The organism is Shinella sp. GW821-FHT10F02 (genome assembly GCF_058809275.1).
Genome location: NZ_JBXASL010000004.1, coordinates 471963 through 484653, shown reverse-complemented (window position 1 = coordinate 484653; position 12691 = coordinate 471963). Strand labels below are relative to the sequence as shown.

General features: G+C 64.5%; 15 protein-coding genes. 6 read left to right on the top strand and 9 right to left on the bottom strand.

The window, feature by feature from the left end; genetic code table 11:
• Window positions 1-2: 2 nt before the first annotated feature.
• Window positions 3-206, bottom strand: a complete 204-nt coding sequence (gene rpmI / locus AC1RWL_RS15510; RefSeq protein WP_069060326.1) for a 50S ribosomal protein L35 — start codon at window positions 204-206, stop codon at window positions 3-5.
• Between the two features lie 286 nt (window positions 207-492).
• Window positions 493-1029, bottom strand: a complete 537-nt coding sequence (infC, locus tag AC1RWL_RS15505; RefSeq protein WP_439615073.1) for a translation initiation factor IF-3 — start codon at window positions 1027-1029, stop codon at window positions 493-495.
• Window positions 1030-1267: 238 nt separating this feature from the next.
• Here infC and AC1RWL_RS15500 point away from each other — a divergent pair, with 238 nt between their 5' ends.
• Window positions 1268-2086 carry an alpha/beta hydrolase gene (locus AC1RWL_RS15500; protein WP_493095210.1) on the top strand — a complete coding sequence of 273 codons (819 nt, stop codon included), beginning with the start codon at window positions 1268-1270 and terminating at the stop codon, window positions 2084-2086.
• A gap of 125 nt (window positions 2087-2211) precedes the next feature.
• Window positions 2212-2820 carry a transglutaminase-like cysteine peptidase gene (locus tag AC1RWL_RS15495; protein ID WP_435266947.1) on the top strand — a complete coding sequence of 203 codons (609 nt, stop codon included), beginning with the start codon at window positions 2212-2214 and terminating at the stop codon, window positions 2818-2820.
• Between the two features lie 55 nt (window positions 2821-2875).
• On the opposite strand, the gene AC1RWL_RS15490 is transcribed toward AC1RWL_RS15495, so the two are convergent.
• On the bottom strand, window positions 2876-3874 hold the full coding sequence (locus AC1RWL_RS15490; protein WP_493095209.1) for an aldo/keto reductase: 999 nt from the start codon (window positions 3872-3874) through the stop codon (window positions 2876-2878).
• 125 nt (window positions 3875-3999) lie between these two features.
• Between AC1RWL_RS15490 and AC1RWL_RS15485 the strand changes: the two genes are divergently transcribed.
• Window positions 4000-4890, top strand: coding sequence for a LysR family transcriptional regulator (locus tag AC1RWL_RS15485; RefSeq protein ID WP_493095208.1), 891 nt, complete (start codon window positions 4000-4002; stop codon window positions 4888-4890).
• Here the strand turns inward: AC1RWL_RS15485 and AC1RWL_RS15480 are convergent.
• Both AC1RWL_RS15480 and AC1RWL_RS15475 read right to left on the bottom strand, forming a co-directional pair.
• Window positions 4887-5330, bottom strand: coding sequence for a GNAT family N-acetyltransferase (locus AC1RWL_RS15480; RefSeq protein WP_493095207.1), 444 nt, complete (start codon window positions 5328-5330; stop codon window positions 4887-4889). The two genes, AC1RWL_RS15485 and AC1RWL_RS15480, sit on opposite strands and share 4 nt — an antisense overlap.
• Window positions 5327-6283 carry an aldo/keto reductase gene (locus tag AC1RWL_RS15475; RefSeq protein WP_493095206.1) on the bottom strand — a complete coding sequence of 319 codons (957 nt, stop codon included), beginning with the start codon at window positions 6281-6283 and terminating at the stop codon, window positions 5327-5329. Before AC1RWL_RS15475 ends, AC1RWL_RS15480 begins: the two co-directional genes overlap by 4 nt.
• Window positions 6284-6443: 160 nt before the next feature.
• Between AC1RWL_RS15475 and AC1RWL_RS15470 the strand changes: the two genes are divergently transcribed.
• A complete protein-coding gene (locus AC1RWL_RS15470) occupies window positions 6444-7430 on the top strand; it encodes a Gfo/Idh/MocA family protein (protein ID WP_493095205.1) in 987 nt (328 codons plus the stop codon).
• A gap of 17 nt (window positions 7431-7447) precedes the next feature.
• Here AC1RWL_RS15470 and AC1RWL_RS15465 read toward each other — a convergent pair whose 3' ends face one another.
• From AC1RWL_RS15465 to AC1RWL_RS15455, 3 genes are read right to left on the bottom strand one after another with little or no spacing between them, the layout of a single operon-like run.
• Window positions 7448-7792: an ArsC family reductase gene (locus tag AC1RWL_RS15465; protein ID WP_493095204.1), complete on the bottom strand. Its 345-nt coding sequence runs from the start codon at window positions 7790-7792 to the stop codon at window positions 7448-7450.
• Window positions 7793-7842: 50 nt separating this feature from the next.
• On the bottom strand, window positions 7843-8463 hold the full coding sequence (locus AC1RWL_RS15460) for a YitT family protein (RefSeq protein ID WP_493095203.1): 621 nt from the start codon (window positions 8461-8463) through the stop codon (window positions 7843-7845).
• A gap of 7 nt (window positions 8464-8470) precedes the next feature.
• Window positions 8471-9640: an amino acid aminotransferase gene (locus tag AC1RWL_RS15455; RefSeq protein ID WP_493095202.1), complete on the bottom strand. Its 1170-nt coding sequence runs from the start codon at window positions 9638-9640 to the stop codon at window positions 8471-8473.
• Window positions 9641-9789: 149 nt separating this feature from the next.
• Here AC1RWL_RS15455 and AC1RWL_RS15450 point away from each other — a divergent pair, with 149 nt between their 5' ends.
• Together AC1RWL_RS15450 and AC1RWL_RS15445 are read left to right on the top strand one after the other, a co-directional pair.
• Window positions 9790-10269, top strand: a complete 480-nt coding sequence (locus AC1RWL_RS15450) for an Lrp/AsnC family transcriptional regulator (RefSeq protein ID WP_435266780.1) — start codon at window positions 9790-9792, stop codon at window positions 10267-10269.
• A gap of 115 nt (window positions 10270-10384) precedes the next feature.
• The gene (locus tag AC1RWL_RS15445) at window positions 10385-11206 is read left to right on the top strand and encodes an endonuclease/exonuclease/phosphatase family protein (RefSeq protein WP_256118360.1); all 822 of its coding nucleotides are present in this window, start codon (window positions 10385-10387) and stop codon (window positions 11204-11206) included.
• On the opposite strand, the gene AC1RWL_RS15440 is transcribed toward AC1RWL_RS15445, so the two are convergent.
• A complete protein-coding gene (locus AC1RWL_RS15440) occupies window positions 11178-12638 on the bottom strand; it encodes a phospholipase D-like domain-containing protein (protein WP_256118176.1) in 1461 nt (486 codons plus the stop codon). The two genes, AC1RWL_RS15445 and AC1RWL_RS15440, sit on opposite strands and share 29 nt — an antisense overlap.
• Window positions 12639-12691: the final 53 nt, after the last annotated feature.

Sequence of the window (12691 nt, the reverse complement as noted above, 5' to 3'; positions counted from 1 at the left end):
TCTCAGAGACCGTTGGGCAGGTAGTTCTTGATGACTTTCTTGCCATCGGCTTCGGCCAGCACCATGGTGCCGCGCGCGTCGCGAATGAACTTGTTGCTACGCTTGATCATGCCATGGCGCTTGCCGGCGGCGGCCGCTACGACCTTGCCGGTCGCGGTGATCTTGAACCGCTTCTTGGCAGACGATTTCGTCTTCATCTTGGGCATTTTGCTACTCCATTCTTCTTGAATTCGAGCCGCGTGACGATGCACGGCTCCAGCGTAAAGAACGGCCACGGCATGCCCTGCCGGACCGTTCGGACGGCGGCTTGTAACCGAAGTGCCTTAAAAGCGCAACCGGATTCCTCGAAGTCGGGCATTTCCGGTGCAGAAAAGGAAAAGCCGCCCCGAAAGGCGGCTTCGATCCGTGCGGGCTAAAGCAATTCCAGCAAAAGTGTGTCGCGGTTTTGCGTCCGGAATTGCGTATAAAAGCAAAGCCGCGCGAGAGACGGGCTCACTTCGGAGCGAGCACCATCATCATCTGGCGGCCTTCGAGCTTCGGCTCGGCTTCGACCTTGGCGATGGTCACAGTGTCTTCCTTGACCTGCATCAGGAGCTTCATGCCGAGTTCCTGGTGGGCCATTTCGCGGCCGCGGAACTTCAGGGTCACCTTGACCTTGTCGCCCTCTTCAAAGAAGCGGTTCATCGCCTTCATCTTCACGTCATAATCATGCGTGTCGATGTTCGGGCGCATCTTGATTTCCTTGATCTCGACGATCTTCTGCTTTTTGCGCGCCTCGGCCGCCTTCTTCTGGTTGGCGTATTTCAGCTTGCCCAGGTCAAGGATCTTGACGACAGGAGGCTCGGAGTTCGGCGAAATCTCCACCAGATCGAGGCCGGCTTCTTCCGCCATGCGGAGTGCCTGATCGGTCGGAACGGTGCCGTGGTTGGTGCCTTCGGCATCGATAAGCTGAACCCGGGGAATCCGGATTTCCTTGTTGGAGCGCGGGCCGTCCTTGACGGGTGCTTCCGCTTTGAAGGGTCTGCGAATGGTCGTGTTCTCCTCGAACTGTTTCAGCAGGGTATAAATTTGGTGCGTCGATCGGGCCGTTTGCCCGCCTCGCGGCGTTTTTCGGCAATGTGTTGATCGGGCTTGCGAAGTCAATAGCACGGCGCGTGGAAAAAATCACCACCTGTCCTTGCGTGCGCGAATCTGGTCTAGCTCTCGGCCAAAGGCCGGCTGGCTGGCGGCTTTTCGCGGCTGGAACGTGCAGATCAGGGAGATAGGTATGACGGCGACGAACGGCAATGGGCGGGCCAAGGATTTCATCACCGTCGGGGCCGGCGACGAGGCGCGGCAGATCGCGGTCGCGCTGCAGCCGGAAGCCCCCGGCAACGGGCTTGCCCATTTCGTCTGGCTCGGCGGCTACCGTTCCGACATGACCGGCACCAAGGCGGTGGAGCTTGCCGCATTGGCCGCGAGACTCGGCACCGGCTGCGTGCGCTTCGACTATTCCGGCCACGGCGCCTCCGGCGGCGCCTTCACCGACGGCACCATTTCGCGCTGGCTGGAAGAGACGCTTGCCGTGATCGACCATGCGGGCAAGGTGCTCGGCACGCGCCGCATGGTGCTCGTCGGCTCGTCCATGGGCGGCTGGATCGCGCTGCGCACGGTGGCGGAGCTTGCCGGGCGCAAGGGGATCGCGATCGCCGGCCTCGTGCTGATCGCGCCCGCACCCGATTTCACCTCGGAGCTGATCGAGCCGAACCTGACGGATGCCGAACGCGCAGCGCTTGCCGAGCGCGGCCAGTTCGAGGAGCCGACGCCCTATGGCCCCGATCCGAACATCTATACGCTGAAACTCATCGAGGACGGCCGCGACAACCGCGTGCTCACCGGCGCCATCGAGACCGGCTGCCCCGTGCATATCCTGCAGGGCATGGCCGATCCGGACGTGCCTTACAGCCATGCCGTCCGCCTCATGGAGCATCTTTCCGGCGACGACGTGGTCTTAACGATGATCCGCGATGGCGACCACCGCCTGTCACGGCCGCAGGATATCGCGAAAATCCTTGAGGCAGCAGAGGTTTTCGCCCGGGCGGAATGAGGTTTCGGCGTGCTGCCGGGATCGCATTTTAACCATAATGCTGCATCGCCAATTCTGATGATTGACGAGATGCCCTCCTGACCGTTAACTCTTTGTTAACGATTAGGGGACGTTTCATGGCACGAATGATTGGTGCGAAGGCTGGGGCTGCGGCGTTTTTCGCGCTCCTCGTTTCTTCTTCCTCGGCTTTCACGGCACCGGCATCGGCGCTTTCCATGCAGACCGGCGGCGTCACGTCCCAGCCGATCGGCCATTACGAATTCTGTCAGACCTACAAGTCCGAATGCCGCGCCGGCGTGCGCAACCAGGCGCCTGCCAAGGTCACGGAGTTCGGCTGGTCGGTGGTTCGCCAGATCAATGCCAGCGTCAACCGCGACATCACGCCGATGACCGACAAGGAACTGCACGGCAAGGACGAGTACTGGTCCTATCCCGACGGTGCCGGCGACTGCGAGGATTTCGTTCTCCTCAAGCGCAAGAAGCTGATGGAAAAGGGTTTTGCCGCCGGTGACCTCTTGATCACCGTGGTGCGCAAGCCGGACGGCGAAGGCCATGCCGTGCTGACCGTGCGCACCACCCAGGGCGATTTCATCCTCGACAACCTCAACACCGAAGTGAAGCCCTGGACGGCGACGCCCTATCGCTACCTGAAGCGCCAGGCTTCGTTCCACGCCGGCCGCTGGGTCTCGATCGAAAACGGCGATGCCGTCATGGTGTCGTCGGTCGGCCAGTAAGCAGGCCGCAGACCGGATTTGAAAAGGCCGCGGAGCGATCCGCGGCCTTTTTGTTTTAACGGCTGGTCATCGAGGCCATGCGCTGCGAATAGCGCCCGCCGGCAACCTTCGCCGGCGACAGCAGGTCGCCGAGGCGGGCCGCCTCTTCAGTGGTCAGCACCACATCGGCCGCAGCGGCGTTCTGTTCCAGGTGCGGCACCTTGCTGGCGCCGGGGATCGGCACGATGAAATCGCCCTGCGCCAGGACCCAGGCCAGCGCCAGCTGAGCGGGTGCGACGCCTTTTTCTGTTGCCATCTCTTCAAGCGCCGCCACCAGCGCCAGGTTGGCATCGAAATTCTCCGCCGCAAAACGCGGCAGCGAGCGGCGGAAGTCGTCGGCGGAAAGGCCGTCGATATTCTTCAGCGCGCCGGTCAGCACACCGCGGCCGAGCGGGCTGAAGGGCACGAAGCCGATGCCGAGCTCCCGGCAGGTGTCGAGCACGCCGTTTTCCTCGACGTCCCGGGTCCACAGCGAATATTCGCTCTGGAGGGCGGCGATCGGGTGCACGGCATGCGCCCGACGAACCGTATCGGCGCCCGCCTCCGAAAGGCCGAGCGCCTTCACCTTGCCCGCGCTGACCAGCTCCGCCATGGCGCCCACCGTCTCTTCGATCGGCACGTTGGGGTCGACGCGGTGCTGGTAGAACAGGTCGATGACCTCGATGCCGAGCCGCTTCAGCGAGGCCTCGGCGACGGCCTTGACGTTTTCCGGCCGGCTGTCGGTGCCGGTGATCATTTCGGCCGATGGCTTTGACGGATCGATGCGGAAGCCGAACTTGGTGGCGATCACCACCTTGTCGCGCACCGGCTTCAGCGCCTTGCCGACGAGGATCTCGTTCTTGTAGGGGCCGTAGACTTCGGCCGTGTCGAACAGCGTGATGCCGAGATCGACGGCGCGGTGCAGCGTGTCGATCGCCGCCGTTTCGTCGTGCGCCGGGCCATAGGCATGGCTCATGCCCATGCAGCCGAGGCCGAGGGCGGAAACATCAAGGCTGCCGAGTTTTCTGTGATGCATGGCAAAATCCTTTTCCTGGGGTCCGGGCAGCGCTTCGCCGTCATCCGGACAAGGCCAATTTAGGGCGCGGCCCTTCATCTGAAAATTGCTGCAAAAGCCAACGGGTTGTTCTATTTGTTGGAACAATGAACCGGACCCAGCTTTCCCAACTCGCCGTGCTCGCCATCGTCGCGGAGGCGCGCAGTTTCCGCAAGGCCGCCGCCGAACTCGGTATCGCGCCGTCTGCCGTCAGCCATGCGGTCTCCGCACTGGAGGCGAGCCTCGGCGTGCGCCTCATCGCCCGCACCACCCGCAGCGTCGCGCCGACGGAAGAGGGCCGCCTGCTGCTCGACACTTTGGCGCCAGCACTTGCCGACATTGGCTCCGTCATGGAAGCGCTGTCCGACCGGCAGGGCCGCCCCGCCGGGCCGCTGCGCATCACCATGCCGCTGATCGCCGCGGAAGACATCGTCATGCCGCGCCTCGGCGCCTTCCTGCTTGCTTATCCGGATATCGAACTGGAACTGAGAACGGACGACCGCTTCGAGGATATCGTCGAAAAGGGGTTTGACGCCGGGCTCCGGCTCGGCGAGCACCTGGAGGCGGACATGATCGCGGTGAGGGCAAGCGGCCCCTGGCGCGGCCTCATCGTCGGCGCGCCCGCCTATTTTGAGGCGCACCCGAAGCCTATGCAGCCGCGTGACCTCATGCAGCACCGCTGCATCCGCCGGCGGTTTTCGAGCGGCCGGCTCTATCGCTGGGAACTGGAAAAGGACGGCCGGCTGGTGACGGTGGATGTCACAGGCCCGCTGATCGTCTCGGACCAGCGGCTGATGCGCGCCGCGGCGATGGATGGCGCCGGCCTCGCCTATGTCTTCGACCAGCGGGTGGACGAGGATATCCGCGCCGGCCGGCTCATCCCGGTGCTGGAAGACTGGTGCCCGGCCTTCGATGGTTTCTCGATCTACTATCCCTCGCGCCGGCAGATGCGCCCGGCGCTGCGCGCCTTTCTCGATTTCTTTCGGTATCGCGGCTAGGTCTTCAGGCGATAGCGGATGTGGCCGTCGGTCTCGACATAGGTGTCGTAGAGTTTTCGGGCGCGGGCATTGTCGTGGTTGGTGTGCCAGTAGATGCCGCGCCAGCCGTTGCGCTTGGAGATCTTGACGAGATCGTCGATCAGCGCCCGCCCGACGCCCTTGCCGCGGATCGTCTCGTCGACGAAGAGGTCTTCCAGATAACCTTCCGGCGCGATGTCCCAGGTGGAATCGTGATAGTGGTGGATGGCGAAGCCGAGCATGTCCTCGTCCTCCACGGCGACGCGCATCGTCACGCGCGAGCCCGCATCGAGGATGCGCGCCCAGGTAAAGGCCGTCACCTCGTCCGAAAGCTCGGTGTCGTAAAAGGCGAGGTAGCCGGCCCAGAGTTTCCTCCAGGCCGCCTCGTCGCGTTCCACGGCATCGCGGATCGTCACGGTCATGTCGAGGCTCCCGCCGCATCGAGCGCGGCCACCTGTTCCGGGGAAAGCGACAGCGATGCCGCCTTCGTCAAGCTCGCAAGCTGGGCAAGGCTGGTGGCGCTGGCGATCGGCGCGGTCACGGCGGGCTTCGCCATCAGCCAGGCGAGCGCGATCTCCGCCGGCTTGGCGTCGGTCTCGGCGGCCACCTTGTCGAGCGCCTTGAGAATGCGAAGGCCCTTCTCATCCAGATAGTGCACGACACCCTCGCCGCGCGCCTTGCCCTTGGTATCCTCTGCCGAGCGGTACTTGCCCGTCAGGAAGCCGGAGGCGAGGCTGTAATAGGTAATGACGCCGATCTCTTCCTTTTGGCAAAGGTCGGCAAGCGCGCCCTCGAAGCCGGCGCGGTCGTAGAGATTGTATTCCGGCTGGAGCGCGCCGTAAGGCGGCAAGCCCGCCTTGTCGGCGGCGTCGAACGAGGCCTGGAGCTGGCCGGCATCGAGGTTCGAGGCGCCGAAGGCGCGCACCTTGCCCGATTTCACCAGGGCCGCATGGGCTTCCAGCGTTTCCTCATAGGGCGTTTCCGGATCCGGCCAATGCGACAGGTAGAGGTCGATATGGTCCGTCTGGAGCCGCTTCAGCGAATTCTCGACCGCCTCGATGATCCACGACTTGCTCAGGTCCCGCCGGCCCTGGCCCATGTCGGAGCCGACCTTGGTGATGATGACCACCTTGTCGCGCGCGATGCCGGAGCGCTTCAGCCACTTGCCGATGATCGCCTCGGACTCGCCGCCTTCATTGCCCGGCACCCAGCGCGAATAGACATCCGCCGTGTCGATGGCATTGAAGCCGGCGCCGGTGAAGGCGTCGAGCAGATCGAACGAAGTCTTCTCGTCGGCGGTCCAGCCGAAAACATTGCCGCCGAAGACGAGGGGCGCGATCGAAAGGCCGGTCTTGCCGAGGGAACGAAGCTGCATGGGTGATCCTCCAAAGGGTTCGTGCTGAAAACGGTCGAAGGCAACATAGGACTCGGCAAAGCGCTTTGCACGCTGTTCGTCCGATTTTTTGCCGGCATCCGTGCTTGCGAGGAACGTACCTCGCGACTAGTCTCTGCGCGCAATCCAGGGAGAGAGAACCATGCTGCGTTTCGGAATTCTGTCGACGGCCAAGATCGGTCGCGAGCTCGTCGTGCCGGCCATCCAGGATGCGGAAAACTGCGTCGTCACCGCCATCGCCAGCCGCGACCTTGCCAAGGCGCGCGCCCTGGCGGACCGCTTTTCCGTGCCGCACGCCTTCGGTTCCTATGAGGAGATGCTCGCCTCCGACGTAATCGACGCCGTCTACATCCCGCTGCCCACCTCGCAGCATGTGGAATGGTCGATCAAGGCGGCGGATGCCGGCAAACATGTGCTCTGCGAAAAGCCGATCGCGCTGAACGCCGGCGAGATCGCCTCGCTGATCGAGGCGCGCGAGCGCAACAAGGTGCTGATCTCGGAAGCCTTCATGGTCACCTACAGCCCCGTCTGGCGCAAGGTGCGCTCGCTTCTGGCGGAAGGCGCGATCGGCAGGCTGCGCCACGTACAGGGCGCCTTCACCTATTTCAACCGCGATCCCGGCAACATGCGCAACGTGCCGGCGCTCGGCGGCGGCGGCCTGCCGGATATCGGCGTCTACCCGACGATCACCACGCGTTTCGTCACCGGCAAGGAGCCGGTCCGCGTGCAGGCGAGCACCGATCGCGACCCGGATTTCAGCACGGACATCTATTCCAGCGTGCGCGCCGATTTCGGCGATTTCGAACTGTCCTTCTACATCTCCACCCAGCTCGCCCAGCGCCAGATCATGGTCTTCCACGGCGACAAGGGTTTCATCGAGGTGAAATCCCCCTTCAATGCCGACCGCTACGGCGCGGAGGAAATCGAGCTCACCAACCAGAGCCACACCGAAAGCCAGCACTTCCGTTTCCAGGACGCCCGCCAATACCGGTGCCAAGTGGAAGCCTTCACCAAGGCCGCGCTTGGCGAGAAGGAGGAAGTGGTGTCGCTGGAAAGCTCCGCCAGCAACCAGAAGCTCATCGACGCCATCTACCGCGCCAGCGAGAAGGACGGCTGGGAGGCAGTCTGAGCGTCAGGACGTAAAGCTCAGAACAGCGTTTCGTAGATGTCCGGCTTGAAGCCGGCCGTCAGCGCACCGTCACGGTCGAGCATCGGGCGCTTGATCATCGAGGGTTGGGCGAGCATCAGCGTGATCGCCTTCTTCGCGTCAAGACCCTGCTTGTCGGCATCCGGCAGTGCGCGGAAGGTGGTGCCGGCACGGTTCAGCACGGTTTCCCAGCCGAGCGCCTCGACCCAGCGCTTGAGGCTCGCTTCGTCGATGCCTTCGGCCTTGTAGTCGTGGAAGCGGTAGGCGACGCCCTTCGCGTCGAGCCAGGTGCGGGCCTTCTTCATCGTGTCGCAGTTCTTGATGCCGTAGATCGTGACGGTCACGCGTCTCTCCTCGATTCGCTTTATGGCGCTTTTTTAGAGCGCCGGCGCGGTCACGTCACCCCGAGATAGCGGCCGGGGCGATGATTGATCGCAAGCGTCATGTTCACCACGACGGCGCCGACGACCGAGAGGGCGAGGCGATCGAGCGGGATGACGAAGAAGGCGGCGGCGAGGATGGCGAGATCGACCGCGAGCTGGAAATAGCCGGCGCGGATGCCGAAATGGTCCTGAAGGTAGATCGCCAGCACATTGATGCCGCCAAGCCCGGTGCGGTGGCGAAAGAGGATGAGCAGGCCCGTGCCGGACAGCGCGCCGCCCATGACCGCCGCATAGAGCGGATCGAGATGGGAGAACGAGACCAGCTCGAATGTGAGCCGGGTAAAGATCGAGACCAGTGTGACCGCCGCGAAGGTGCGCAGCGTGAAAGCCCAGCCGAGCTTTCTGACGGCGAGGATGTAGAAGGGCAGGTTGATGGCGAAGAACAGCCACCAGAAGCCGATGCCGGTGGCATATTGCAGGAGCAGCGCGAGGCCCGCCGTGCTGCCGGCAAGCAGCACGGTTTTGGTGTAGATCACGATGCCGAGCGCCATGAACATCGTGCCGACGAGGATGGCGATGGCATCCTCATAGGCGGAATGGCGCTCGGTCTGTGTCGCGGTCTCGGCCGACATGGTTCCCTCAGAGGCTCAGGAATTTCTCGATGACGGCATCGACTTCGGCGGTCTTGAGGCCGGCAATGTTGATGCGGCCGGAGGTCGGCATGTAGATCGCGTGCTCGGCGCGCAGCTTCAGCACGTCCGCCTCTTCGAGCGGCAGCAGCGAGAACATGCCCTCCTGCTCGCGCACCGCCGTCAGCACCTGCCAGCGGCGGGAAAGCCCGGCGGAGAGCCGTTCGCGGATCGAGGTGATGCGCAGCCGCATGGTCTCGATCTCTTCCATCCAGTCGGCCGTCAGCGCCGCGTCGCCGAGGATCGTGCTGACAACGGCGGCGCCATGGTCCGGCGGCATGGAATAGCTGGTGCGGGCGAGGGCCGCGAGGTTGGTGCGCACAGAGAGTGCGCTGTCGGCGTTGGCGCAGGCGGCATAGATGGCGCCGGTGCGCTCGCGATAGAGGCCGAAAGATTTCGAGCAGGAGACGGCGACGAGCGCTTCCGGCACGGCGGTCAGCAGGGTGCGAAGCCCCGCGGCGTCCTCGTCGAGGCCGCGGCCATAACCCTGGTAGGCGATGTCGACGAGCGGCAGCAGGCCACGCGCGGCGATGAGGTCGGAGACGGCGCGCCACTGCTCGGCGGTGAGGCCGGCGCCGGTCGGGTTGTGGCAGCTTGCATGCAGCAGCACGGCATCGCCGGGTGCGGCGCCTGTCAGCGCCTCCATCATGCGGTCGAACTGCACGGTCTGCGACGGGATGTCGAAGAAGGGATAGGTGATGACTTCGAGGCCGGCGGCCTTGAAGATGCTGGCATGGTTCGGCCAACTTGGCAGGCCGAGCCAGATGCCCTTGGTGCCCATGCGTGCCATCAGGTCAGCGGCAAGCCGCAGTGCGCCGGAGCCGCCCGGCGTCTGGAGCGCGGCGGTGGCGCGGCCGCGGCCGGCTTCGCCCGTCGTCAGCGCCCAGAGACGGTCGAGGAAGACGGGGTCGCCCTCGGGGCCGACATAGGCCTTGGTCGGCTGCGTCTCGACGAGGCGGCGCTCGGCCTCCTTCACCGCGCGGAAGATCGGCGTCGCACCCGTCTCGTCGCGATAGACGCCGACGCCGAGATCCACCTTGCCAGCGCGTTCATCCGCCCGGTAAAGACCGATCAGGGCAAGCAACGGATCATCGGGCTGGCGGGTGAGGGCGTCGAACATGGCCGGTTCCTTGGTGGCGTGAAGATCAGTCCGGTTTAGGCCAAAGCCTGGGCAAAATCGACCATGATATTGCGGAGAAAGCGCAAGAAGCTTTTGTATTATTGCAGGCTGACGCTAGATTGATGCGTGTTTTTGCGCGAGGGGCGATCATGGACAAAAAGGCGGACGGCGAGGTGGCGCTCGACCAGACGGACCGGCGCATCATCCGCCTGCTCGTCGAGGATGCCGGGCTCTCCAACAACCAGCTTGCGGAGAAGGTGGGGCTGTCACCCGCACCGCTGTCGCGCCGGCTGGCGCGGCTGGAGGCGACAGGCGTCATCCGCCATACGGTGATCGTCGATCCGCGTGCGGCCGGCATCGGCTTCCAGGCCTTTCTGGAGGTGACGCTGGAGCGCACCGCGCCGAAGGTCGGCGAGCGCTTCATCGATCTGGTGCGCCGCATGCCGGAGGTGGTGGAGTGCCACACGGTGGCGGGCGATTTCGATTTTCTGCTGAAGATCGCGGTGAAGGACGTTGCCGATTACCGGCGCCTGCTGTGGAGCGAGTTCGAACGCATCGGCGAGATCAAGACGCTGCGCTCGACCATCCTGCTCGACAGCCCGAAGATGCAGGTGAGCGCGCTGCCCTGACATTCTTTGCGGAACCTTCTGGCGCGACAGAGGTTGCCGACCGGGGGAAAGCGCCCATATGATGCGCTATGCCGCGAAGGAAGGACGAGTGGACAGAAAGCTGAACGACAAGCTCATGTCGGCCGCGCTGCTGTCGGCCATCCGAAACCGTCGCGGCCACCGGCCGCCGGAAGACAATCGCCCCGGCGATACCGTCATCGCGTCCTACAACGTGCACAAATGCGTGGGCGTCGACCGGCGCTTCGATCCGGAACGCACGGCAAGCGTGATCGCCGAGATCGACGCGGATATCATCGCGATCCAGGAGGCGGACAAGCGTTTTGGCGAGCGCTCGGGTCTGCTCAATCTCGAAATCCTGGAGCGCGATTGCGGCCTCGTGCCGGTGCCGATCACGGCGCTCTCCTCCACCGGCCACGGCTGGCACGGCAACATGATCATGATGCGCAAGGGGGCCGTTGGCGCCGTCCGCCAGTTGAAGCTGCCGGGTGTCGAGCCGCGGGGCGCGCTGGTCGTGACGCTCGATTTGCCGATGGGCAAGCTCCGCCTCGTCGCCGCGCATTTCGGCCTGCTGAAGCGCTCGCGCGAGCAGCAGGCCATGGCGATCCTCGCCTCGGTTGCGGAAGAGGAGCAGATGCCGACCCTGCTCGTCGGCGACCTCAACGAATGGCGCGTCGGCCGCCGCTCATCGCTCTCCCGCCTCCAGCCGACCTTCGATCCGGCCTCCGGCGCGGTGCCGAGCTTTCCGTCACGCTTTCCGGTGCTGGCGCTCGACCGGGCGCTCGGCCACCCACACGATCTCGTCACCTCCGTCGAGGTGCACGACACGCCGCTTGCCCGCGTCGCCTCCGATCACCTGCCGATCAAGGCGCATATCGACCTGAAGGTCGTCTGGGAGCGTTCGCTCGGCGTCACAGATAGGGCGAACCAAGCCATGTGACGCGCTCGACCAGGCGCTGCGCAAAGGGCCGCGCCCGGAGTTCGTCGAGCTTCACCTCCACCGCCTCCGAGAGGGCGGCGGCGATGCGCTCGCCGATAAGATCGGCGAACTCCGCATCGATCACCTCGATATCCACCTCGAAATTCAGCCGCAGCGAGCGCGGATCGATGTTCGACGAGCCGATATAGGACCAGGCATCGTCGATGACGGCCAGCTTGGAATGGTTGAAGGCACCGGATGCCCGCCAGATGCGGCAGCCATATTTCAGCATCTGGTCGAACTGCGCGGTCATGGCGAGGTCGACGAGCTTCAGGTTGTTGGCCGACGGCACGACGATGTCGATCTCCACCCCGCGCCGCGCCGCCGTGACGATCGCGCTGATCAGTTCCCGGTCAGGCAGGAAATAGGGCGACATGATGCGGATATGCTTCTTGGCGACCGAGACGGCGCCCATCAGCATGCGGTGGTTGGTCTCCAGGCTCTTGTCCGGTCCGGAGGGCACGACACGGGCGAGCATGCCGCTATCCGGCGCATCCGGCGGCCCGGCGATCTGCCAGACCTCGCCGGCGAGATCCTCGCCACCGGAAAAGCGCCAGTCTTCATAGGCGATGCGGAAGAGATCGCTGACGATGGGGCCGGTGATGCGGAAATGCGTGTCCAGCGCCGCCGCATCGCCGGAGAATTCGGCGCAGAAGCCGGCGCGGATGTTGAGCCCGCCGGTGAAGGCGACGCTGCCGTCGACGATGATGATCTTGCGGTGGGTGCGCAGGTTCGCATAGGGCAGGCGCAGGCCCATCACGATATTGCCATTGAACACATCCGTCGGCACGTTGGCGCGTTGCAGCTCGGAAACGATCGAGGGGATGGAATAGCGCGCGCCGACCGCATCGATCAGCACGCGTACCTCAACGCCGCGGCTAACCGCCGCCGAGAGCGCCGCCACGAAGCGCTCGCCGGCCTGGTCGCGGTCGAAAATATAGGTTTCGAGCAGGATGGAGCGTTCCGCGGCGTCGATGGCGGCGAGCATCGCCGCATAGGCCTCGTCGCCGGTCGAGAGAAGCTTGATGCGGTTGCCGGAGGTGAGCTTGCAGCGCCCCACCGTGTCGCCGAGCCGCTGCATGGCGGCGAGCGCGCCGCCATAGGTCACCTGCATGTGCTCGTTCGAAACGTCGTATTCCGCCATATGGTGCCAGCCGGCGGCGAGCAGCCCCTCGCGGCTGAGGTTCAGCGTCTTGCGGCGGATGCGGTTCACCCCGCCGATGGCATAGATGAGCGCACCCACCACGGGCGACAGCACGATGACGCCGACCCAGCCGATTGCCGCGCGAACCTCTTCCTTCGTCATGGTGGCGTGGATGGCGGCCGGCACGCCGAGGATGATCGAGAGCGCGACGAGGATATGCGGCCAGTAGGTGGAGAACGTCTCAATCATGCTGCGTGCGGACCATCCAGAGGCGGCAACCTATTCTGCCGCCACTATATATT

What these genes read in the sequence shown, in the direction of transcription:
- rpmI (WP_069060326.1), bottom strand. Translation starts at nt 206, where the DNA reads ATGCCCAAGATGAAGACGAAATCGTCTGCCAAGAAGCGGTTCAAGATC.
- AC1RWL_RS15500 (WP_493095210.1), top strand. Translation starts at nt 1,268, where the DNA reads ATGACGGCGACGAACGGCAATGGGCGGGCCAAGGATTTCATCACCGTC.
- AC1RWL_RS15495 (WP_435266947.1), top strand. Translation starts at nt 2,212, where the DNA reads ATGATTGGTGCGAAGGCTGGGGCTGCGGCGTTTTTCGCGCTCCTCGTT.
- AC1RWL_RS15490 (WP_493095209.1), bottom strand. Translation starts at nt 3,874, where the DNA reads ATGCATCACAGAAAACTCGGCAGCCTTGATGTTTCCGCCCTCGGCCTC.
- AC1RWL_RS15485 (WP_493095208.1), top strand. Translation starts at nt 4,000, where the DNA reads ATGAACCGGACCCAGCTTTCCCAACTCGCCGTGCTCGCCATCGTCGCG.
- AC1RWL_RS15480 (WP_493095207.1), bottom strand. Translation starts at nt 5,330, where the DNA reads ATGACCGTGACGATCCGCGATGCCGTGGAACGCGACGAGGCGGCCTGG.
- AC1RWL_RS15475 (WP_493095206.1), bottom strand. Translation starts at nt 6,283, where the DNA reads ATGCAGCTTCGTTCCCTCGGCAAGACCGGCCTTTCGATCGCGCCCCTC.
- AC1RWL_RS15470 (WP_493095205.1), top strand. Translation starts at nt 6,444, where the DNA reads ATGCTGCGTTTCGGAATTCTGTCGACGGCCAAGATCGGTCGCGAGCTC.
- AC1RWL_RS15460 (WP_493095203.1), bottom strand. Translation starts at nt 8,463, where the DNA reads ATGTCGGCCGAGACCGCGACACAGACCGAGCGCCATTCCGCCTATGAG.
- AC1RWL_RS15455 (WP_493095202.1), bottom strand. Translation starts at nt 9,640, where the DNA reads ATGTTCGACGCCCTCACCCGCCAGCCCGATGATCCGTTGCTTGCCCTG.
- AC1RWL_RS15450 (WP_435266780.1), top strand. Translation starts at nt 9,790, where the DNA reads ATGGACAAAAAGGCGGACGGCGAGGTGGCGCTCGACCAGACGGACCGG.
- AC1RWL_RS15445 (WP_256118360.1), top strand. Translation starts at nt 10,385, where the DNA reads ATGTCGGCCGCGCTGCTGTCGGCCATCCGAAACCGTCGCGGCCACCGG.
- AC1RWL_RS15440 (WP_256118176.1), bottom strand. Translation starts at nt 12,638, where the DNA reads ATGATTGAGACGTTCTCCACCTACTGGCCGCATATCCTCGTCGCGCTC.